Genomic DNA, 22980 nt, shown 5'->3' with positions numbered 1-22980 from the left:
TTCCCATACCGAACACGGAAGTTAAGCTCTTCAGCGCCGATGGTAGTGGGGGGATTCCCCCTGTGAGAGTAGGACGTTGCCGGGCAAAGGCCATTCCCTTTTGGGGATGGTTTTTTTGCATTCAATTCGTGCTGAAAGTTCGGAATTGGTTAAAGGCAGTGGGCGCGATGTATTGACATTCTGCCAGTGAAAGAATCCGCGGATAGAAATAAGGCCTTAAAGTATTCATTCCGCGCGAAATGCTTTTTTGTAATCATTCTTTTTTTAAGAACACGCACTTGTAAAATCTCCTTATGCGCCCTTATCCCGCAGTCCAGCGCCCATAAACTCCCTTTTTGCGCCCGTATCCCGCAGTCCAGCGCCTATAAACTCCCTTTTTGCGCCCGTATCCCGCAGTCCAGCGCCCATAAACTCCCTTTGTGCGCTCGTATCCCGCAGCTCCGCGCTCGTAAACTCCCTTTGTGCGCCCGTATCCCGCAGCTCCGCGCTCGTAAACTCCCTTTGTGTGCTCGTATCCCGCAGTCCTGCGCCCATAAACTCCCTTTGTGCGCCCGTATCCCGCAGTCCTGCGCTCGTGCACCCTTTGTGCGCCCGTATCCCGCAGTCCTACGCTCGTAAACTCCATTTGAGCGCTCATATCCCATCGTTTCGTACATATAGCTATAACCTTCAAAGTTTGTCCAACTGGCTTTACAACACTTAAATGTTCATTTGCAGTCTGCACCGTATCAAGGTTTTCAGTACTATATTACCTAACGCGAAAAATCACAAAAGAATACTCAGATTTCATACATACGCTTTTGCCTAAAAGGGTATATAGATAATAATTTGCTGCGTAATTTCTTGTAATCTACCTTGTTGAGCGATACGATGGAGGTCATCCTAGTTAGGAGGATTGATTAGCAGTGACAATGGTGTTAATTATTTTAGCTATCAATATCGTCTACGTAACATTTTTCACCGTTCGTATGATACTTACATTAAAAGGTTATCGATACATAGCCGCAATGGTCAGCATGGTGGAAGTCGTTGTCTATATTATCGGTTTAGGATTAGTATTGGACAACTTGGACAAAGTACAAAATGTGATTGCTTATGCGGTAGGTTATGGAATCGGGATTATTGTTGGTACGAAAATTGAAGAGAAAATGGCGTTAGGTTATATTACTGTAAACGTCATTACGGCGGATGTTGATCATACAATGCCAAAACTACTGCGAGACAAAGGATATGGAGTAACAGACTGGGCAGCCAATGGATTAGAGGGTAATCGATCCGCAATGCAAATACTGACACCACGTAAAGATGAATTAAAATTATACGATATCATTAAACAGATTGATCCAAAAGCGTTCATTATTGCGTATGAGCCTAAAACGATCCATGGCGGTTTTTGGGTAAAGTCTGTTAGAAAAGGGAAGTTATTTAAATGAGTACACAAAAGAAGACCGTCTGGTTTGAAGTTGAACAAGGAGAATCGATTGAAACATGTCTTGAACGTATGGCTGCACAAGGCTATACCGCTGCAGGACGTAAAGAAGAACCTCTTTTTGAGGAAATCGAAGGGAAATATGTTCCTATACGCCAAGTGATTAAGTTTAAAGGCGTTCTTCTCGATTAAACGCACTTATTTACGAACGTTTTATAAGCATACTATAAAAACGTTCGCTTTTAAGTTGACTCGCAAACGTCGAATTGATAATATGTAATAGTAAATAGAAATCCACATATATGCTGAAGGATTGGCTTCAGTGTTTCTACCAGGACACCGTAATGTCTGGACTATGGGGAAAAGTGAATTTTAGGAAACAGCGAAAGGTGTGCCATGACAAATGGAACAATTCATCTTAACGCTTATTAAATATCCTTGAATGAACTGCTTTCCGTAATGATATGGAGAACAGTTTATTCAAGGTTTTTTTGTTGAAACAATGGAATTACAAGAATGAAAAGGGGCGGATTGTCTGTGGAACTGAAAGTCGGCGTAATTATGGGCAGTAAAAGCGATTGGGAAACGATGAAGCATACATGCGATATTTTAGATGAGCTGAATGTGAATTATGAAAAGAAAGTTGTGTCCGCACATCGTACGCCGGATTTTATGTTTGAGTATGCAGAAGCTGCGCAAAATAGAGGAATTGAAGTAATTATTGCAGGAGCAGGTGGAGCAGCGCATCTTCCAGGAATGGTCGCAGCAAAAACGTTGTTGCCTGTAATAGGTGTACCGGTCCAGTCTAAAGCGCTAAATGGCATGGATTCATTATTGTCCATTGTGCAAATGCCAGGCGGTGTGCCAGTAGCTACCGTTTCTATCGGCAAAGCCGGGGCAACGAATGCCGGCTTGCTTGCAGCACAGTTTTTAGCGGTCCATGACAAAGAACTGCTAAAACGACTTGAGACACGAAGACAACAGATGCGTGACTTGGCCCTCGAAAGCAGTGGTGATTTGCTATGATTATTTTGCCTGGACAAACCATTGGTATTATTGGTGGCGGCCAGCTTGGTCGTATGATGGGACTTGCAGCAAAAGAAGCAGGATTTAAAATAGCAGTACTCGATCCAACGATGGACTCGCCGTGTGGACAAATCGCGGATATTCGAATTGTAGCTCCATATAACGATGAGGTAGCTTTAGAAGAGTTGGGTGATGTAAGTGATGTCATTACTTACGAATTTGAAAACATCGATTATGAAGGCTTACATCGACTTACACAAATTGCTTATGTTCCACAAGGCGCAGAACTTGTAAGAATTACTCAAAATAGAATTGCTGAGAAGGCTGAAATAACAGCTTCTGGAGCACCTGTTGCTAAGTATATAACAGCAAGTAATTTTAACGAACTGAAAAACAATGTTGATACAATCGGTTACCCGTGCATCGTCAAGACAGCATTTGGCGGATACGACGGTAAAGGACAAGTGAAACTCGGCTCAGCAGCTGATATCGATGAAGCAAAAGAGCTGTTTGCTCATTCTGAGTGCATTGCAGAAGCATTTGTACCATTCAAAAAAGAAATCTCAGTTATTATCCAACGTAATCCTGCAGGCGAAACGTATTGCCTCCCGATTGCTGAAAATATTCATAAGCATCACATTCTACACGAGTCAATCGTTCCTGCGCGAGTTCCTGAAGCGGTCATACAAAAAGCAGAGCAAGCTGCAAAAGCGATTGCGGATCATCTCAAATTGGTTGGTACGCTTGCAGTAGAAATGTTCGTTCTGGAAAACGAAGAAATCGTCATTAACGAATTGGCACCACGACCACATAACTCGGGGCATTATTCAATTGAAGCATGCAATGTGTCCCAGTTCCATCAACATATCCGTGCAATTTGTGGCTGGCCACTTCGAAAACCGAAGCTATGGGCGCCGTCTATTATGGTAAACGTCCTTGGTGAACATGTAACGCCATTGAAAAAAGTTATAAAAAATCATCCGGATTGGTCTATTCATTTATATGGGAAAGCGGAAGCGAAAGAAAAACGTAAAATGGGCCACGTCACAATCATGACGGACAATGTTGAAAATACGCTAGATGAAATTGATGCAACAGAGATTTGGTCCTGAAATAATAAACGATCGACAAAATTACTACCACTTGGGAGGAAAAAGACATGACTAAAGTAAACGTATACGTAACATTACGCGAGAGCGTTGTAGATCCACAAGGTATTGCTGCAAAAGATGCATTACACAAATTGGGTTTTGACGAAGTTGGGAATGTACGTATTGGAAGACTTATTGAACTTGAACTTTCAGGAACGCAAGCAGAAATTGAAGAACGGGTAAAAAAAATGTGTGAAGTACTTCTTGTCAATAAAGTGATTGAAGATTACAGCTTTGAAATCGGGGAGGTTGCGGGCAAATGAGGTTCGCTATTTTAAGCTTCCCTGGCTCTAGCTGTGACGAGGATATGGTGCATGCTGTTTTAAATATCGTTGGTGAAGGTGCGGAAGTCGTTAATCATAATCAGGCTGATTTGAAAAGTTTCGACGCAGTCATCTTGCCGACTGGAGCATCTTTCGGTGATTATTTACGTCCAGGCGCGCTCGCACAAAGCTCTCCAGCTATTAACAGTTTAAAAGAGTTCGTAAAAACAGGAAAACCTGTTTTAGGAGTAGGAAATGGTTTTCAAATTTTAGTGGAAGCGGGCATTCTTCCAGGTGCTTTCCTTATAAATAAAGATCTTAAATTCAGAAGTGGAAATTCCACTCTGAACGTCGAAAATGCATCTACTAGATTTACCGCTGTGTACGAAGAAGGTCAACAAATTACATTACCCTTTGCACATCATTATGGGAACTACTATGTTGATAAAGAAACGGCAAAGCAATTAAAAGCAGATGGACGTATTGTATTTACATATGCAGATGACAGCCACGACGGTAGTGTTGACGGAATTGCAGGCGTATTGAATGTACAAGGCAATGTCCTTGGCATGATGCCACTTCCTGAACGGGCAGTCGAAGCAATCATCGGCGGTACAGATGGTTTGCCTTTATTCCAATCAATTATAAAGAACTGGAGTGAAAACAATGTCAGCCATGCATGAACCTACAACTCAACAAATCAAAGATGAGAAATTATATCGTCAAATGGGAATGACAGACGAGGAGTTCGATCGTGCAGTAGAAATGATTGGACGCCTTCCAAACTATACAGAAACAGGATTGTTCTCTGCAATGTGGTCTGAACATTGTTCTTATAAAAGCTCTAAGCCGATTTTACGTAGATTTCCGACTGAAGGTGAACGTGTTCTTCAAGGACCGGGTGAAGGTGCGGGAATCGTAGATATAGGGGATAACCAAGCTGCAGTCTTTAAAATGGAATCACATAACTCACCATCCGCAATCGAGCCTTTCATCGGTGCCGCGACAGGTGCAGGCGGCATTATTCGTGATGTCTTTTCAATGGGCGCACGTCCTGTTGCACTCGTAAATTCAATGCGTTTTGGTGACTTGTCTGATGCGCGTGACCGCTATTTGTTCGAACAAGCTGTAGCCGGAATTGCGAGCTACGGAAATACAATCGGGATACCGACAATTGCTGGAGAAGTGCAGTTTGATAATTGTTATTCAAAACGTCCTCTTGTCAATGCGATGACAGTCGGTTTGTTGAATCATGAAGATATTCAAAAAGGGTTGGCTTCAGGAGTCGGTAATACGGTTATTTATGCAGGTGCAAAAACAGGTCGTGATGGAATACACGGTGCGACAATGTCTTCAACAGAGGTTGCGGTTGATAAAGAAGCTGAACTGCCTGTCATGCAAGCGGGAGATCCTTTCCTTGAAAAACTTTTGATGGAAGCTTGTCTTGAACTGGTGAAATCTGATGCGCTTATAGGCATTCAAGATATGGGGGCGGCTGGACTGACTTCATCAGCGGCTGAAATGGCTTCAAAAGCTGGATTTGGTGTAGAGATGAACTTGGATCTCATACCACAACGTGAAGAAGGTATGACACCATATGAGATGATGCTATCAGAATCACAGGAGCGTATGCTTATTGTCGTGAAAAAAGGTCGCGAGCAAGAAATTATCGATCTATTCGCAAAGCATAATATTGAAGCAGTATCGGTCGGAGTAGTAACAGAAGACAAAATGCTTCGGTTAAAACATAAAGGAGAGACAGTCGCAGAAATCTTAGCAGATACACTTGCGGAAGATGCACCTGTTTACTATAAAGAATCAAAAGAACCTGCGTACTTTTCAGAGTTCCAGGCGATGGAAAATACGGAACCAGTTGTTACTCATCTTAAAGAGACGTTAACTGCTTTACTGCAACGTCCAACAATCGCGTCAAAAGAATGGGTCTATAATCAATTCGATACACAAGCACGTGCGAATACAGTCGTTGCTCCGGGTTCATCTGCAGGTGTCATTAGAGTACGCGGGACAAATAAAGGGCTTGCGATGACTGCCGATTGTAACTCTCGATTCATTTATCTTGATCCTGAAACTGGTGGGAAGATTGCAGTGGCGGAAGCTACGCGTAACCTGATCTGTTCAGGCGCTGAGCCGATTGCAGCAACAGATTGCTTGAACTTCGGTAGCCCAGACAAGCCAGAAGTGTTCTGGCAAGTCGAGAAGTCTGCAGACGGTATTTCAGAAGCTTGCCGTAAACTGAATGCACCGATTATTGGCGGGAACGTTTCGATGTCCAATGAAGTAAACGGTGTACCAGTCTATCCGACTCCAACGATGGGTATGGTTGGAATCGTGCATGATTTATCCCAAGTGACGACAACTGCATTTAAACAAGCAGGAGATGCGATTTACGTCATTGGTGAAGCGAAAACTGAGTTCGGTGGAAGTGAATTGCAACAAATGGTTGAAGGAAAGATTTTCGGTAAAGTGCCTGCAATCGATTTGGATGTAGAAGTTGCACGTCAAAAAGATCTTCTTAAAGCAATTCAAAGCAAATTAGTTCAATCGGCTACTGATCTTTCAGAAGGCGGGTTCGCAGTTGCATTATGTGAAAAAGCATTCGATGCACAAGGTCTTGGGGCAGAAGTTTCGATTCCCGGATCTTCTGTTACAGCTTTATTCAGTGAAACGCAATCACGTTTCTTAGTTACTGTGAAAGACGAGCATGCAGAAGCTTTTGAAAAACTTGTTCCAGATGCAAATAGAATCGGTACGGTAACGGCGACAGCTGAAATTGTTATTAAAGGCGAAGAAAATACAGTGTTAGTAGAAGGGACGGTTGAAGAGTTCCGTTCCGCTTGGAAAGGGGCAATTGCATGCTTGCTGAACTCAGAGGCCTGAACGAAGAATGTGGCATATTCGGAATTTGGGGTCATGAAGATGCGGCGCAACTAAGTTATTACGGACTGCACGCATTACAACACCGGGGTCAAGAAGGCGCTGGAATTGTAACGAAAGATGATAAAGGCTTACATGTTGTAAAAGGTGAAGGACTCGTTAATGACGTCTTTACTGGAGATGCATTCAATTCGTTGACAGGCAATTGTGCAATCGGCCAAGTGCGTTACACGACAGCGGAGGGGCGCGGTGCGGAAAATGTCCAGCCGCTCGTCTTCCGTTCCACAACAGGTAGCATGGCAATTGCGCATAACGGAAACTTGGTCAATGCGAAGGACTTGAAGGAAAGCCTTGAAAGACAGGGCAGTATTTTTCAGACAACGTCCGATACTGAAGTGTTGGCGCACTTGATTAAGCGAAGCAGCAGTGGTTCATTGACACAAAGAGACCGTGTAAAGAAAGCACTATCGATGCTAAAAGGTGCTTTTGCATTTGTCGTTCTGACAGAAGAAGGCTTAATGGTCGCTCAAGATCCGAATGGATTACGCCCGTTGTCACTTGGGAAGTTAGGTGATTCATGGGTTGTATCATCTGAAACTTGTGCGTTTGACTTAATCGGTGCAGAACCGATTCGCTCGGTCGCTCCAGGTGAATTAATAATTATCAATGATAAAGGGTTAGTATCGGACAGGTTCGCAGAAGCAGCTAATCCTGCAATGTGTTCGATGGAATATGTCTATTTCTCAAGACCGGATTCAGATATAGACGGCATTAACATCCATATGGCACGTAAACGTTGCGGAAAACAGCTTGCGCGTGAAGTGAAGATTGAAGCAGATGTCGTTACGGGTGTACCTGATTCCAGTATTTCCGCAGCAATCGGGTTCTCTGAAGAGAGCGGAATACCTTATGAACTTGGGTTAATTAAAAATAGATATGTAGGCCGTACGTTCATCCAACCGACGCAATCCATGCGCGAACGTGGCGTGAAGATGAAGCTTTCGCCCGTGCATCAAGTTGTAGCAGGCAAACGAGTTGTCATGGTCGATGATTCGATTGTACGTGGTACGACATCGAAACGAATCGTTAAGATGTTGAAAGATGCAGGCGCGACAGAAGTGCACGTTGTCATCGGAGCGCCTCCGCTAGTAAGTCCTTGTTTTTACGGAGTAGATATTAGTACGGATTCGGAATTGATTGCAACGGGTCGCACAGTTGATGAAGTACGTGATTTAATCGGTGCAGATTCACTGACGTTCCTATCTGCTGAAGGTATGCTGAAAGCGATTGGCAGACCGGATGAAATGAAAAACTGCGGACAATGTCTCGCATGTTTCACAGGTGAATATCCAACTGATATTTATGCGGATACCGTTTTACCCCATGAAAAAGAATATGGACGATAAGGAGTGCTTACGATGTCAAAAGCATACGAAAAAGCAGGCGTTAATATAGAAGCAGGTTACGAGTCCGTTGAACGGATGAAGTCCCATGTGGCACGTACTGTACGTAAAGGTGTGACGGGAGCTTTCGGCGGTTTCGGTGGGATGTTCGATCTTTCTGAACTCAATTACAAGGAGCCTGTTCTCGTTTCAGGAACTGATGGTGTAGGAACAAAATTGAAATTGGCTTTTATGGCTGACAAACACGACACGATTGGTATTGACTGTGTTGCGATGTGTGTCAACGATATTGTTGCCCAAGGTGCAGAGCCATTGTACTTCCTGGATTATATTGCACTTGGCAAAGCGGTCCCTGAAAAAGTCGAAGCCATCGTTAAAGGAATCGCAGACGGTTGTGTGCAGTCCGGTGCAGCATTGATCGGTGGCGAAACTGCAGAAATGCCTGGTCTGTACGATATTGAAGAATATGACCTTGCAGGATTTGCTGTCGGCGCATGTGAAAAGAGCAAAATCGTGACAGGTGAAAAAGTTGTAGAAGGAGACGTCCTTGTTGGAATTGCATCGAGCGGCATTCACTCCAACGGATTTTCACTTGTTCGTCAAATCGTTCTAGAAGAGCAAGGCTATACAATTGATGAGTACATTGCTGGATACGAAGAGCTTGGAAGAGTCGGACATGCACTACTTGAACCGACAAAAATTTATGCGAAGCCTATTCTTCAAATGAACGATGAACTTGAATTGCATGCAATGGGCCATATTACAGGCGGTGGTTTCTACGAGAACCTTCCGAGAATGTTCCAATCCGGATTCGGAGTCGAAGTCAATCTAGGCTCTTGGCCAGTACTGCCAATCTTTAAAATGCTCAAAGACAAAGGTAAGTTGGCTGATAAAGACCTGTACAGCGTCTTCAACATGGGCATCGGATTTGTCATTGCTTTACCTGCAGAACAAGCGAAGCGTGCCATACAAATTGCCGCGTTGCATGGAGAAGATGCGTTTGAAATTGGTCGCGTAACAAGAGGATCAAGCATCACATTCCTAGGAAACCATGACGGGAGTTTGTCCGAATGACTGAAAAAGTGAGGATGGCCGTTTTCGCATCAGGAAGCGGCAGCAATTTCACGGCTCTTGAACAAGCATGCCGCGAAGGAGAACTACACGCGGAAATCGTCCACGTCATCACAGACAAACCGGAAGCCTACGTTATTGAACGTGCCAAACAAGCTAAAATTCCAGTCACAGTACTACAACCAAAAGCATTCGTATCAAAACAAGCCCATGAACATGCAATCATCGACACGCTACGTGCATCCGAAACCGAGTGGATTATCCTGGCAGGCTACATGCGGCTGATCGGACATGATCTTTTATCCGCTTACCCATCACGCATCGTCAACATCCATCCGTCCCTACTCCCTTCATTCCCGGGGAAAGATGCAATCGGACAAGCAGTCGACCACGGAGTGAAAGTGACAGGCGTCACCGTCCATCTGGTAGATGCGGGAATGGACACTGGTCCAATACTATCTCAGGAAGCTGTCCGTGTTGTTGAAGGCGACGCAGAAAGTACAGCTGAAGCCATTCATGCCGTGGAGCATGTTCTTTATAAAGAAACATTAAAATTGCTGTTTGAACAGTAATACAAGTACTAACTATATCTGTGTATTTGTATTTTGTTATTTTATAAACTGTTTCGTATCTTTATTAGAAGAAGCTCTGTTGATTGAAGTGCAGGCGGCGACTCCTTGGGGATAAGCGAGAGCCGTGACGAAGAACGGCTTTTGCGAGTGAAGCGCAGCGTAAAGGAGCACATCTTTGCCCTGACAGGTAAGACCCCGGAGAGACGCGCAGCGTCCGAGGAGGCTTACCGCCCGCCCCCAGGAAAGCGTCCGCCGGAACGGAAATCAATGTAATACTAATTTCTATAATCGGAGGGTTTATTCGTGAAAAAACGTGCTTTGCTCAGCGTATCGGACAAAAAAGGAATATTGGCGTTTGCACAAGCGCTTGTAGCACTTGACTATGAAATCCTATCAACAGGCGGAACGATGAAACATCTGAAAGAAAATGGTGTCGCAGTAACAGCTGTCGACGAAATAACAGGCTTCCCTGAAATTATGGAAGGCCGTGTCAAAACACTAAACCCGCTCATCCACGGCGGACTTCTAGCTAAACAAGACGACCCGTCACACCAAGCACAAATGACGGAACACGGCATCCAGCCGATTCATATCGTCTGCGTCAATCTCTACCCATTCAAAGAAACAATCTCAAAACCTGACGTCACTACTGAAGATGCAATCGAAAACATCGACATCGGTGGACCGGCAATGCTTCGTGCATCTGCCAAGAACCACGCCTATGTGACGGTAATCGTCGACGCAACAGATTACGAACAAGTTCTTGTGGAATTAAAATCAGATGGGCAGACAACGCTTGAAACACGCCGTCGTCTTGCAGCAAAAGTATTCCGTCACACAGCAGCTTATGATGCACTAATCGCAAGCTACCTCACTGACCTTACAGCTGAGGAATTCCCGGAGCAAGTTACGTATACATATGAACTGAAACAGCCGCTTCGTTACGGTGAAAATCCACACCAGAAAGCGGCGTTTTATAGCCGTCCGCTAGGCTCTGACTTCTCAATTGCCTATGCTGAACAATTGCACGGCAAGGAATTGTCTTATAACAATATCCAGGACGCGAATGCGGCTATCCAGATTGTTAAGGAATTTCAGCAACCGGCAGCAGTAGCAGTGAAACATATGAATCCTTGTGGTGTAGGAACTGGGGAAACAATAGCTGAAGCATTCAATAAAGCATATGAAGCAGACTCGATGTCCATCTTCGGCGGTATCGTTGCACTGAACCGTGAAGTAGATACAGCAACTGCAGAAAAGCTTTCGGAAATCTTTTTGGAAATTATCATTGCACCTTTATTCTCAGAAGAGGCACTTGCTTTATTGACAAAAAAGAAAAATATCCGCCTGCTTACAATTCCATTTACACAGCATAAAAAAGACAACTGGAATACCGTGTCAGTTGAAGGTGGCTTGCTCATGCAAGAGCCGGATGCATTCGGTTTTGAAGACGCTGATATTAAGGTTGCAACGGACCGTGAGCCGACGGAAGAAGAGTGGGAAGCACTTAAACTCGGATGGGCCGTAGTCAAACACGTGAAATCGAATGCCATCGTCGTTACAGATTCGCATATGACGCTTGGTGTCGGTGCTGGACAAATGAACCGTGTCGGAGCAGCAGGAATTGCACTTACACAAGCAGGCGAGCGTGCAAAAGGTGCAGCACTTGCATCGGACGCATTCTTCCCGATGGATGATACTGTCGAAGCTGCTGCACAAGCGGGCATTACGGCAATCATTCAACCTGGTGGATCTGTGAAAGACGAGGATTCCATTAAAAAAGCGAATGAAAACGGCATCACAATGGTATTCACTGGCGTTCGCCATTTCAAGCACTGAGAGAGGGGAAATCGCAAATGAAAGTACTTGTAATCGGTAGTGGGGGAAGGGAGCATGCTATTGCCAGGCAGTTCAAACAGTCCGCGTCCGTTTCTGAAGTGTTTGCAGCACCTGGAAATGATGGTATGGCAACTGATGCGACAATCGTGAATCTTCGTGCAGATGATTTCGAGGGACTAGCTCATTTTGCAGCTTCTACTAAAATTGACCTGACATTTGTCGGTCCTGAGCAGCCATTGGCAGAAGGAATTGTTGATTACTTCAATGAACGGAATTTACGAATATTCGGCCCTACTAAAGCCGCCGCTCAAATTGAAGGCAGCAAAGCGTTTGCTAAAGAATTAATGAGAAAATATGATATTCCGACTGCTGCATACGGCACTTTTACAGATGTTGATGAAGCGAAATCGTTCATTGAAGAAAACGGTGCACCTATCGTTGTGAAAGCGGATGGACTTGCAGCAGGTAAAGGCGTAGTTGTTGCAATGACCATTGATGAAGCATATGAAGCAGTAGAAGATATGATCGGCAATCAGAAGTTCGGTGAGTCTTCTTCGAAAGTCGTCATTGAGGAGTTTCTTGACGGCGAAGAATTTTCCTATATGTCATTCGTTCATGATGGACAAATCTATCCTATGGTAATCGCACAAGATCATAAACGTGCATTCAATGGTGACCAAGGTCCGAATACAGGTGGAATGGGTGCTTATTCACCAGTCCCGCAAATCCTTGAATTCGTCATTCAAGAGTCGTATGATAAAGTCGTTAAACCGACCGTTGAAGCTATGACTGAAGAAGGCATGTCTTTTACAGGAATTTTATACGCTGGACTTATCCTCACAAAAAACGGCCCGAAAGTAATTGAGTTTAATGCACGTTTCGGAGATCCAGAAACGCAAGTCGTCTTACCTCGTATGACATCTGATTTTGGTGAATTCATGATGGCTCTTATGGATGGCAAACCATATGATTTAAAATGGTCAGAGGATGCGGTACTTGGAGTTGTTGTCGCTGCTGACGGATATCCCGGTGAAGTCGAAAAAGGAAAGAGTCTACCTGATCTTAGCAACCTTTCTGCTGAACTTGACGTATTCCACGCAGGAACGAAGCTGTTAGGTGAACGGTTTGTGAGTAATGGCGGACGAGTTGTACTAGTCACATCCCGTGCATCAACGTTGAAAGAGGCGCAACGAAAAGTCTATGAAGGATTGGATGGACTTGAATGGCGCGGTTTCTTTTACCGGACAGATATTGGTTGGCGAACATTCGAATAATATTAATAGTAACAGGCCTCTCCAGAGATGACGGAGAGGCCTGTTTTTCATTCAAGAGCACCTGTACTTTTCAGTTTCACTGTTACGTTAATATCGATTGGAAGATCTTTATAGGCTTCTTCCCATTTTTCATATAACCCGTCACTGTTTAATCGTGTAGCTCGATACCGTAAACCGAAACCTGGATCCAAACCTGCCTCCTGGAGAGTCTTAAAAAAGTCCGTCATTTTCTCTTTTATCGCTTTTTCGGAAAGCTCATTATAATGATTCAACTTATCTTGAGATAATGCGTGATTGGATTGACCGATGATCCCGACAAATTTTGCGTTTATTTTTATCGATGTCGGCTTTTTATCTTCTTCGATAATTTTGTAAGACATTTTCACTTTATCGATGTAAAGCATAAATGTAAGATTATCATCCTCAACTTTATAATCCATACCAGCTTTGCTTTTAAATAATGAGTTATAGTATTTTGTCTTGATCTGATCCAGTACGATAGGGTCAGATCCTTCTCCTGACACAATTGCTTTATTTACAATCAATTCATTCTTTTCCTCATTTGTTTCAATTATTGGCACAAATGAATCAATCCCTTTACCGAGATAATCACGTCTGAATTGAAATAGAAAGCTTGTCGTTATATAAGGACTTTCTGTTCCTGTGTCGTCAAAGAAGTTCAATAATGAAACCGTTGAAGCTGCTTCTGTATCGGGTTCTATTTTCAATATTTCCTCTGCAGAAGGCCGGGCAGCTATAACATAAGCTATTAATTGGATATCTGCTCTCCTAGTGAAGTAATCCATGAAATCTTCAATACCATCTTTAAAAAGTTCCTCATTAATGACAATTGCTTTAACATGGCCGAATTCCAATACTTTATCAATATGCGTTTCCAAAATGCGAAGCGACTCGCCAACTGTTTCACTTTCTTCCGTAAAATAAGCAAACCGAGGTCCTGACGCTTGTTTTACAGAAGCAACGGGCAAAGCGATTTTTAAAGTCACTTTGTAACCTTCACTATTTTCGGCAGGGTCAATTCCAATCGCCACAATTAAAATACGCTTATCAATATCTTTAAACGCACAACCAGATTGGATTACTGTTGAGAGTAGTAAAATAATCGCAAGTGTGAAAACTCTCATTTTGCAGCCCTCCTTTTTATGACAAGGAAAACAACCATGGAGATGCCGAAGAAAACAGGGAGCAGATTAAAGAAATAAGTTGTATATGAAAATAATTGTCCCTCTGACAAATATAAAATGAGTAGGAAGCTTACGAAAGAAAAGAGGATTGCACAAAAAATAGGCGACAAATCATGTCCTTTCCATTTGAATTTTTCAAGACCTAAAGCGCTTTGCAATAATCTGCATGCACCGTGCCAATGAATGGATATACTCAATATGGCAATCGCTAAAAAAACAAGCAAAAAGAAAAATGTCAGCCTTTCAATAATTCCGAATTTCATACGAATGGAGTCACTAGTTGAAATCCACGGATAAATGAGATCGTCAATTTTATCAAAACCACCAATCCCTATGGGCACAAAATACGTCAAGGATATGACAAAGAGACCACCGGCTCCGAGAATGAGTAATGGTAAAATGCCAAGTTTAATCCTTTTCATAAAGAAAGTATTGAAGACCGCCATATTTACGATTCCGATATAGAGATATGTTGATGCTGTAAATGCTGAGTAGTTTGGCAGTTCATTAATATGCATCAATGCGATTTTGACAAAATCAATTTCAAAAACATCATTGAAAACGGATTTCATAAGAAAGAAAATGATCAGAGGAGAAAAAATGACAATAGTGATTTCAATCATATATAGGATGCTTTTCGTTTTAATTAATAAAGAACTGGAAACAACGATTAATAAACTGATGGCGATTGTTATTATCGGCATTTCAGGAGTTAAAAAACGAATGAGAACAAATGTGAAAGTAACAAGCGTAATCGAGCCTGCAATGTACCAATTGGCAGCGAAATAGATCAGAACAGAAATAGAAAACCATTTTGGTGTATAAATTTTTAACAGTTCCATCAAGTTTTTACCGGGAAATGCATTGTAGAACTTGATCGTAATATATGTTATCAAAAGCCCAGCGATTGTACCTAAAACCATGGCTATTATAGCGCCATTTGATTTTTCAAGAATGAGAATGCGAGGAACGGATGCGATAATATTCGCAATCATATTGATGAATATCAAATAATAGAGGAATCGATTCATTTCTTTAATCCCCCTTTTATTTCTTCTGAACGGTTCTTCCAATAGAACTTTAAATAAGGTTTCCCGAAACTTTCCTTATTCGCCAAGTACATAATAATTCCGACGAAACCGATAATCACTCCAGCTAGACCAAAAAGAGTTGCATAAAGTAATAAAAAGAAACGAGTAGCCCTCACTGAAAAACTCATTTCATTAATAGGGATTACGAAAGTGGATATAGCTACAAGTGAAACGACAATGATCATGATATTAGAGGCTAGAGCGGCCTCAACAACTGCCGTACCTAGTATTAGACCACCTACAGTGGTAGCTGTTGCACTGACTGCTTTTGGCAAACGGATACTCGCTTCAGTAAGCAATTCTATAAAGACGAGCATGAAAATCACTTCTATATAGGATGGATAAGGTACCCCTATACGGCTACCGGCTACAGTCAAAGCCAATTCTGTTCGAATTACATCTGGATTGTACGAAATGATCGCTACATATAATGCGGGTAGTACTGTACAAGTAAATAATCCTGCGTAACGTAAGAAAGTCGTGGAAATGGAAGTCCAGAAATTGTGGTAGTGGTCGTCCATTGACACCATGAAATCAAAAAAAACAGCAGGAGCCATCGTTACTTGCGGACTGCCGTCCAACATTATAATAACCTTTCCTCCTGCTAGATTGTATACGATTCTGTCAGGTCTTTCGGTCAGTAAAGTAGATGGGAATAAGGCGAACTTTTCTTGATTTAAATAGAGCTCCAAATCTGCAGTCGATTGAATTAGCGGATTGTTTAATTGCCCTAAACGTTTTCTTACTGTATCCAGTACTTCTGTGTCTACTACTTCCTTGTCATATAGTATGGCAAGCACGGACTTGGAACGATCAGTCAGTGTAGTAATTTCAACAGCTAAAGATGGCTCAGCATATCGCTGTCTGAGAAGATTGATGTTAGTTTCAAGACTCTCGCTCAAACCGCCTTGCGGTCCATAAATTGTAGGCTCCAATGAAGTGATTTGAACGGAATCCGTATTGACTTTTTTTATGTCGATTAAAACATACCGTTGTTGAACATTAATCAGCAACATGCCTCTAGTCAATTCCACAAGCAATGTTTCTTCATCAACTATTTCAATCTTATTCGGCAAGGAATCGAGATACTGCAAAAACCGCTTCTCAGATGCAAGTTCAAAGAATGGTTTAATGATTGTATTCTGAAGTTGGTTACCATCAATGACACTTTTAATAAAAAGCAATTGTGCATTCTCTTCGTCTATTTCGATAGGAGTATGTATAGTGTCTCCAGCTACTTGAAGCTTGTTCAGCAATCTTGCAAAAAGATGCGGTATTTGATTATCGCTTTGTGGATTCAACGAACTCATTCCTTTCACGATACAATCCTTTCACGTAAGGATTGCCGAACCTGTTATGAATCATTCCATATAGGTGATTTGTTTTTAGCAGAGTAATTAATCATAAAGTCGTAAAAGGGTCTATATTTTCAAACAATGCTATGCTACGATAAAATCAGTAGAACATAGACGAAGGGGAAAAAAATGTGGGACCAACAAACTATCTTTAAACATCTTCAAATTATAAATGGAAAAGAAGTACCGGATCTCATTATCCAAAATGCATGCTATTTACATTCCATATTAAAAAAATGGGTAACTGGTAACATTTGGATTTCCGGTGATCGAATTGTTTACACCGGCGAACGCATGCCAGCTATGATGGATGATGCGGAAATTATTGATGCTACGGGTAAGAAAATCGTTCCCGGTTATATCGAACCTCATGTTCATCCATTTCAACTGTACAATCCTGAAACGTTTGCAGAATTCGCAGGCAGACGTGGAACAACGACATTCTTATGTGATAATTTGACGTTTTTCATGCTTCTTGGGAATGAAAAAGCATTTGCCTTACTTGAGCAACTGAATGAGCTGCCGTTTTCGTTTTATTGGTGGGCTAGATTTGATTCGCAAACTGTCTTGCACAATGAAAAAGAAGTGTTCAATCAAAAAGATATCGGTGAATGGCTCAAACGTAGTGATGTTTTAATGGGAGGCGAGCTGACAGGATGGCCGCGGCTTCTGAACGGCGATCAGGAAATGATGTCTTCACTTGTAGCGGCAAAAAAAGCAGGCAAGAAAATTGAAGGTCATTTTCCGGGTGCATCAGAGCGTACACTAGCAAGGATGAAGCTAATTGGAACGGATGGAGATCATGAAGCGATGACAATTGAAGAAGTGGAAGCGCGTCTATTGCATGGCTACGGAGTGACTCTCCGTCATTCGTCAATCCGTCCTGATTTACCACATTTGCTTACGGACATCATTGAAAAAGAGTTGGATGTCTTCGACCATCTCATGATGACGACAGACGGTTCCACTCCATCTTTCCATATGGACGGAGTTATGGATAAATGCATTCAAGTCGCACTTGATGCAGGAGTTGCCACGATTGATGCGTACTTGATGGCTTCCTATAATGTCGCACGTTACTACGATATATCTGACATACATGGAGTAATTGCGACGGGAAGATATGCAACGTTCAACTTCCTAGAGAATGAACAAAATCCTGTGCCAACAGATGTTTTATCAAAAGGACAGTGGCTGTTAAGAGACAGGGTACCGGTTACCAACTTTAATTCGGTAGATTGGACGTCAATCCCAAAACTCGATCTTCATTTTGATTTGAATGAAACTGATTTTGACTTTACAGACGATATAGGCATTGAGATGGTGAATGACGTTATAACAAAACCTTACAAAGTGGTACTTGATAAAAGTGTGGACAGACTATCTGATGAACAAGATGAAAGTTTTCTACTACTTATAGATAGGAACGGCAAGTGGAGACTTAACACATTCATTAAAGGATTTGCAAACGGTATACAAGGATTCGCGTCTTCTTACTCCAATACAGGTGATATCATTCTTATCGGTAAAGACAAATCACAGATGCTACAAGCTTTCCGAGAAATGAAGAAGATGGACGGTGGCATGGTGTTAATGGAAGATGGAGTGAAGATTGCATGTCTCGAACTTCCTATCGCTGGAGGACTGTCCGCATTACCTGTAGATAAACTGATTGAAGAGGAAATACATTTGAAAAATGCATTAAGAGAGCGTGGCTATCAGCATGGCGATGCGGTGTATACTTTCCTATTCCTGCAATCTACACATTTACCATATGTACGAGCGACTCAACTAGGCCTTTATAATGTTATGAAAAATGAAATACTGATTCCGGTTACGGAAAGATAGGAGGCAGAAATGCCAGGGGAAAAAAGAGGATGGCTGTTCGTTATAGCTATCATGATGTTGATGCTGTCTGCGGCGTGTTCGAAAAAAGAGAAAACGATTGAAGAACCTGTTGCACCTGAACCTGAAATTGAAGAAAATCTTGTTGCCATGGATGAGCCCGAAGAAATTGAAGAACCTGAAGAAGAAGGCATGCTTCTTTATCCGTCTCCGTTTACGGGCGTATTAAATGAAGATGAAGTTCTGGCAAGACCAGTACTAGCAACGATTAACAATCATCCATTAGCCCGTCCGCAATCCGGAATCAGCCAAGCGGATATTGTCTATGAATTTCTTGCTGAAGGGAATGTCACACGATTTTTGGCACTATTCCAAAGTGAGCAACCTGATAAAATAGGACCGATCCGTAGTGCACGTGACTATTTTATCCATATGGCCAAAGGAATGGATGCATTTTACATTGCACACGGCTATAGTCCCGATGCTAAGGCGTTGCTAGACAGACGTTATGTAGATAACGTAAACGGCATGCAATATGACGGTACGTTATTTAAAAGATCTCATGACCGTAAAGCTCCGCATAATTCATATATAAGTGGTGAAAATGTCATTTCTGCTATGGAAAAGACGAGCTCATCTGTTGAAATTGCTAAGACTCCGCCGTTTGTTTTCCATGATTCTGTGGAAGATGCTAAACTAGGAGACAGTGCTTCGTTAATCGTTGTTCGATTCAGTACGAACAATGATTTCATAAATACATTTGCTTATGATGCTGCGGAAGGTACGTATAATCGTACTGTAAAAGGTATTTTAACGGTTGATAAAGAAGATGGAGAGCCTGTTGAAGTGAGTAATGTAATTGTTCTCGAAGCGGCTCACCGAACAATTGATAATGTAGGTAGGCAAGCTGTCGATATTGAAAGTGGCGGTAAAGTAATCGTATTTCAAGCTGGCGTAGCCAAAGAGATGGAATGGAAAAATATTGATGGATTCTTGGTGCCAGTAGAAAACGGAGTCCCTGCAAAGCTAGTTCCGGGGAGGACGTGGATCCATGTTGTTCCAACGCACTCGGGCATTTCAAAAGCTGTGACGTATACTCCTTGAATAATAGTGTAAGAAAGAGGGGGAAGTTATGCAAATCGACAAAATCAGAAGCGAACAGACTGACCAGTTATTTAAAGCTATTTTAGAATTAAAGAATCTGGAAGAATGCTATTCGTTTTTCGACGATCTTTCGACAATGAGTGAACTTCAATCGTTAGCTCAGCGCCTTGAAGTCGCCCATGCGTTGAAACAGAAGAAGACATATGACAGAATCCAAAACGATACGGGAGCAAGTACAGCAACCATCTCGAGGGTGAGACGCTGTGTGGACTATGGTTCAGGCGGTTATAATCTGATTCTGAACAGACTCTATCCTGGATTGGACGAGGACACGAATAACAAATGATTGATTATGAATCGGGCGGAGAAACTTTCCGCCCGTTTTTTTGGTATACTGTTCAATAGAATGCGCGGAGAATTAATCAACCGTGCACACTAGTACTTTTACAGAATAGGTGATTGACAATGGATATAAAAACTTGGCGCCATGCCTTTAAAGTAGATCCTGCAAAAACGATAACAGATGAACAATTGGAAAGGCTTGCTGAATCAGGTACAGACGCATTAATCATAGGCGGTTCTGACGGAGTAACGATAGAAAACGTCCTTGATTTGCTTGCGCGTATCCGCAGATATTCTGTCTCTGTTGCTCTAGAAGTGTCAACTGTTGAAACAGTCATGCCTGGCTTTGATTTCTATTTCATCCCGACTGTATTGAACTCAACGAAAACTGAGTGGATTAACGGTGTTCATCACGCAGCTTTGAAAGAATATGGCCATATGATGAATTGGGACGAAGTGATGACGGAAGGCTATTGCATTATGAATCCAAATTGCACAGCGGCAAGACTGACAGAAATCTACGGATTGCCAGACGAAGAGGATGTCATTGCGTATGCACGCATGGCTGAGCATCTGTTCAAGCTTCCTATCTTTTACTTGGAATACAGCGGGATGCTAGGAGAACCTTCTATTGTCAAAGCAGCAGGACGAGTACTTGACAATACGCGGCTATTTTATGGCGGCGGTATTACGAATGCTGCAGATGCCAAAATGATGGCAAGTTTAGCCGATACAGTCATCGTCGGTAACGTCATTTACGATGATTTGTCGGCAGCACTTTCTACTGTTGATGCAGTTAAATCTGTTCCCCATAAGTAAGTGAAGTAGGGTATACTAAAGAACAAGTGTTCTTTGAAAGGTGGAATTGCATTATGAAAAAAATTGCTGAAGACTTGCTCGTCGGCATGAACCCTGAGCAAGCCCGTGCGGTAAAAACAACGGAAGGCGCACTACTAATTATGGCAGGCGCAGGTTCCGGTAAAACACGGGTACTTACACATCGGATAGCCTATTTAATTGTTGAAAAGAATGTATATCCATCCAATATTCTTGCACTCACGTTTACAAATAAAGCCGCACGTGAAATGCGTGACCGTATAGACGGATTACTAGGACCTGGTACAGGTGAACGTATGTGGGTATCGACATTCCACTCAATGTGCGTACGTATTTTACGAAGAAATATTGACCGAATCGGAATTTCTAAAAACTTCACCATCCTTGACTCTTCCGATCAGCTGACAGCAGTGAAGAATGTATTGAAGGAGCGGAATATCGATCCAAAACAATACGATCCACGTTCCATGCTCAATGCAATCAGTTCAGCAAAGAATGAATGTATCGATGCAGATACATTCAAAGGCCAGATCAATCCTCAAAACCCTTACGAAAAAACGATAGCGGATGTGTATGAAGGCTACTCAAAAAAGTTGCGCCAAAACCAATCACTCGATTTTGACGATCTGATTATGATGACGCTCACCTTATTCGAACGCGTCCCTGAAGTTCTCGATTATTATCAAAATAAGTTCCAGTATATTCATGTCGATGAATATCAAGATACGAACAATGCCCAATACCGTCTCGTTAAGATGCTTGCAACAAAATTCCGCAACATTTGTGTTGTAGGGGATTCAGACCAGTCCATTTATAGATGGCGTGGTGCAGACATCGGCAATATCCTATCATTCGAAAAAGATTATAAAGATGCAGCAGTCATCATGCTTGAACAGAATTATCGTTCCACGAAAACAATTTTGCAAGCAGCGAATGATGTTATTAAAAACAACGAAAGCCGATATGATAAAAAGTTGCGGACGGATAATGACGAGGGAAGCGCAATTACGGTCTATAAAGCCTCTGACGAAAAAGATGAGTCTCAGTTCATCGTGCAGAAAATCATCGAGTTAAAAGAGGAGCAAGGGTTGTCGCTCGATCAGTTCGCTGTGTTGTACAGAACGAATGCACAATCACGAATGATTGAGGAGTACTTAGTGAAATCGAACTTGGACTATACGATTGTCGGTGGTACGAAGTTCTATGATCGAAAAGAAATTAAAGATTTATTGGCCTATTTACGGTTAATCGCTAATAATGATGATGACTTGGCCCTCTCACGTATTATTAACGAACCAAAACGCAGCATAGGAGCGACTTCATTTGAACGAATGGCGTTATTCGCATTAGAAAATGAGCGCTCGATTTTCGATGCACTACAAGAAGTCCATTTTATGGGGCTGCCAGCTAAAGCTGCAAATGAAGCTGGGAAATTTAGAGATATGATTGCGGGCTTCTCTCAAATGCAGGAGTACTTGTCAGTTACAGAACTCGTCGAGCAAGTGATTGAAAAGAGCGGATATCGGGGAATGCTTGAACGCGAGAAGTCTATAGAATCAGAAAGCAGGCTTGAAAATATCGATGAATTCCTGTCAGTGACCGAAGCTTTTGAAAAAAGGGCAGAAGAGGATGACAGCGATCGTTCACTCGTCGCATTTTTAACAGATCTGGCTTTAATAGCGGATATTGATTCGCTTGATAAAGAAGAAAATCAAGCGAAAGAAAAAATCGTCCTTATGACGATGCATGCAGCAAAAGGGCTAGAATTTCCAGTCGTCTTCGTTATTGGCATGGAAGAGAATATCTTCCCGCATGCTCGGTCAATAGGAGATAATGAAGAAATGGAAGAAGAGCGTAGACTTGCGTACGTAGCGATTACTCGAGCCGAGCAGTTATTGTTTCTAACTGCGGCTTCCTACCGCACAATTTTCGGGCGTACGAATTATAACAATCCATCTCGTTTCTTGAATGAGATATCTCCAGATATTATCGAAGTGAAGTCAAATGATAATCAAGGTTTTGGATCAAGTGGATTCGGAAGAACTGCTGCTCCAGTCAGACCTGCTGTTAGAAAACCTGTATATAAAACTAGTGGCGGAGAAAAGATGGGATGGAAAGCTGGCGACAAAGCCACCCATAAAAAATGGGGCACAGGAATGGTCGTCAGTGTAAAGGGAACTGCAGATGACGTTGAACTTGATATCGCATTCCCGCAACCAATCGGCGTAAAAAGGCTATTGGCCAAATTTGCTCCAATAGAAAAAGCATAGGGAGAGAG

The 22980-nt window shown here is 42.4% G+C and carries 20 protein-coding genes, 1 rRNA gene and 1 riboswitch; of the genes, 18 read left to right on the top strand and 3 right to left on the bottom strand.

Annotated elements, in window-relative coordinates:
* The 13 genes from rrf to purD form a co-directional block, all read left to right on the top strand.
* Positions 1-85: ribosomal RNA gene (gene rrf / locus H9649_RS16300) — 5S ribosomal RNA — on the top strand; the annotation flags it as partial.
* Positions 86-911: 826 nt separating this feature from the next.
* A complete protein-coding gene (locus H9649_RS16295) occupies positions 912-1433 on the top strand; it encodes a DUF2179 domain-containing protein (protein WP_191695960.1) in 522 nt (173 codons plus the stop codon).
* Positions 1430-1621, top strand: coding sequence for an NETI motif-containing protein (locus H9649_RS16290; RefSeq protein ID WP_191695958.1), 192 nt, complete (start codon positions 1430-1432; stop codon positions 1619-1621). The genes H9649_RS16295 and H9649_RS16290 overlap by 4 nt, the downstream gene beginning before the upstream one ends.
* A gap of 84 nt (positions 1622-1705) precedes the next feature.
* A riboswitch (purine riboswitch) is annotated at positions 1706-1805 on the top strand.
* A 161-nt stretch (positions 1806-1966) separates the two neighbouring features.
* The gene (gene purE / locus H9649_RS16285; protein WP_191695957.1) at positions 1967-2455 is read left to right on the top strand and encodes a 5-(carboxyamino)imidazole ribonucleotide mutase; all 489 of its coding nucleotides are present in this window, start codon (positions 1967-1969) and stop codon (positions 2453-2455) included.
* Positions 2452-3567 (top strand): 5-(carboxyamino)imidazole ribonucleotide synthase, encoded by a 1116-nt coding sequence (purK, locus tag H9649_RS16280; protein ID WP_191695956.1) that lies wholly within the window; start codon positions 2452-2454, stop codon positions 3565-3567. The genes purE and purK overlap by 4 nt, the downstream gene beginning before the upstream one ends.
* Positions 3568-3614: 47 nt before the next feature.
* Complete coding sequence (purS, locus tag H9649_RS16275; protein ID WP_191695955.1) at positions 3615-3869, top strand: phosphoribosylformylglycinamidine synthase subunit PurS; 255 nt, start codon at positions 3615-3617, stop codon at positions 3867-3869.
* The gene (gene purQ / locus H9649_RS16270; protein WP_191695954.1) at positions 3866-4552 is read left to right on the top strand and encodes a phosphoribosylformylglycinamidine synthase subunit PurQ; all 687 of its coding nucleotides are present in this window, start codon (positions 3866-3868) and stop codon (positions 4550-4552) included. The genes purS and purQ overlap by 4 nt, the downstream gene beginning before the upstream one ends.
* Positions 4536-6767 carry a phosphoribosylformylglycinamidine synthase subunit PurL gene (gene purL / locus H9649_RS16265; protein ID WP_191695953.1) on the top strand — a complete coding sequence of 744 codons (2232 nt, stop codon included), beginning with the start codon at positions 4536-4538 and terminating at the stop codon, positions 6765-6767. The genes purQ and purL overlap by 17 nt, the downstream gene beginning before the upstream one ends.
* Positions 6743-8170, top strand: a complete 1428-nt coding sequence (gene purF, locus H9649_RS16260; protein WP_191695952.1) for an amidophosphoribosyltransferase — start codon at positions 6743-6745, stop codon at positions 8168-8170. Before purL ends, purF begins: the two co-directional genes overlap by 25 nt.
* Before the next feature lie 12 nt (positions 8171-8182).
* Complete coding sequence (gene purM / locus H9649_RS16255) at positions 8183-9241, top strand: phosphoribosylformylglycinamidine cyclo-ligase (protein ID WP_191695951.1); 1059 nt, start codon at positions 8183-8185, stop codon at positions 9239-9241.
* The gene (gene purN / locus H9649_RS16250; RefSeq protein ID WP_191695950.1) at positions 9238-9810 is read left to right on the top strand and encodes a phosphoribosylglycinamide formyltransferase; all 573 of its coding nucleotides are present in this window, start codon (positions 9238-9240) and stop codon (positions 9808-9810) included. Before purM ends, purN begins: the two co-directional genes overlap by 4 nt.
* Before the next feature lie 303 nt (positions 9811-10113).
* Complete coding sequence (purH, locus tag H9649_RS16245) at positions 10114-11649, top strand: bifunctional phosphoribosylaminoimidazolecarboxamide formyltransferase/IMP cyclohydrolase (RefSeq protein WP_191695949.1); 1536 nt, start codon at positions 10114-10116, stop codon at positions 11647-11649.
* Between the two features lie 17 nt (positions 11650-11666).
* Complete coding sequence (gene purD, locus H9649_RS16240) at positions 11667-12923, top strand: phosphoribosylamine--glycine ligase (RefSeq protein ID WP_191695948.1); 1257 nt, start codon at positions 11667-11669, stop codon at positions 12921-12923.
* Between the two features lie 47 nt (positions 12924-12970).
* On the opposite strand, the gene H9649_RS16235 is transcribed toward purD, so the two are convergent.
* Genes H9649_RS16235 through H9649_RS16225 form a run of 3 tightly spaced genes read right to left on the bottom strand, consistent with a single transcriptional unit; the run spans position 12971 to position 16520 of the window.
* Positions 12971-14068, bottom strand: a complete 1098-nt coding sequence (locus tag H9649_RS16235) for a Ger(x)C family spore germination protein (protein WP_191695947.1) — start codon at positions 14066-14068, stop codon at positions 12971-12973.
* The gene (locus H9649_RS16230) at positions 14065-15159 is read right to left on the bottom strand and encodes a GerAB/ArcD/ProY family transporter (RefSeq protein ID WP_191695946.1); all 1095 of its coding nucleotides are present in this window, start codon (positions 15157-15159) and stop codon (positions 14065-14067) included. Before H9649_RS16230 ends, H9649_RS16235 begins: the two co-directional genes overlap by 4 nt.
* Positions 15156-16520, bottom strand: coding sequence for a spore germination protein (locus tag H9649_RS16225; protein WP_225229952.1), 1365 nt, complete (start codon positions 16518-16520; stop codon positions 15156-15158). The genes H9649_RS16230 and H9649_RS16225 overlap by 4 nt, the downstream gene beginning before the upstream one ends.
* 183 nt (positions 16521-16703) lie before the next feature.
* On the opposite strand from H9649_RS16225, the gene H9649_RS16220 reads away from it, so the two are divergent.
* The 5 genes from H9649_RS16220 to pcrA all read left to right on the top strand — a co-directional run bounded on the left by H9649_RS16220 (position 16704) and on the right by pcrA (position 22972).
* Positions 16704-18422 (top strand): adenine deaminase C-terminal domain-containing protein, encoded by a 1719-nt coding sequence (locus tag H9649_RS16220; protein ID WP_191695945.1) that lies wholly within the window; start codon positions 16704-16706, stop codon positions 18420-18422.
* 9 nt (positions 18423-18431) lie between these two features.
* Positions 18432-19523, top strand: coding sequence for a DUF3048 domain-containing protein (locus H9649_RS16215; protein WP_191695944.1), 1092 nt, complete (start codon positions 18432-18434; stop codon positions 19521-19523).
* Between the two features lie 28 nt (positions 19524-19551).
* Entirely contained in the window at positions 19552-19869 is a 318-nt protein-coding gene (locus tag H9649_RS16210) for a YerC/YecD family TrpR-related protein (RefSeq protein WP_191695943.1), read from the top strand.
* Positions 19870-19988: 119 nt separating this feature from the next.
* On the top strand, positions 19989-20684 hold the full coding sequence (locus H9649_RS16205; RefSeq protein ID WP_191695942.1) for a heptaprenylglyceryl phosphate synthase: 696 nt from the start codon (positions 19989-19991) through the stop codon (positions 20682-20684).
* 53 nt (positions 20685-20737) lie between these two features.
* Entirely contained in the window at positions 20738-22972 is a 2235-nt protein-coding gene (pcrA, locus tag H9649_RS16200; protein WP_191695941.1) for a DNA helicase PcrA, read from the top strand.
* Positions 22973-22980: the final 8 nt, after the last annotated feature.

Source organism: Sporosarcina quadrami (genome assembly GCF_014836615.1).
Lineage (GTDB): Bacteria > Bacillota > Bacilli > Bacillales_A > Planococcaceae > Sporosarcina > Sporosarcina quadrami.
This window is presented reverse-complemented; position numbering and strand designations above follow the sequence as displayed.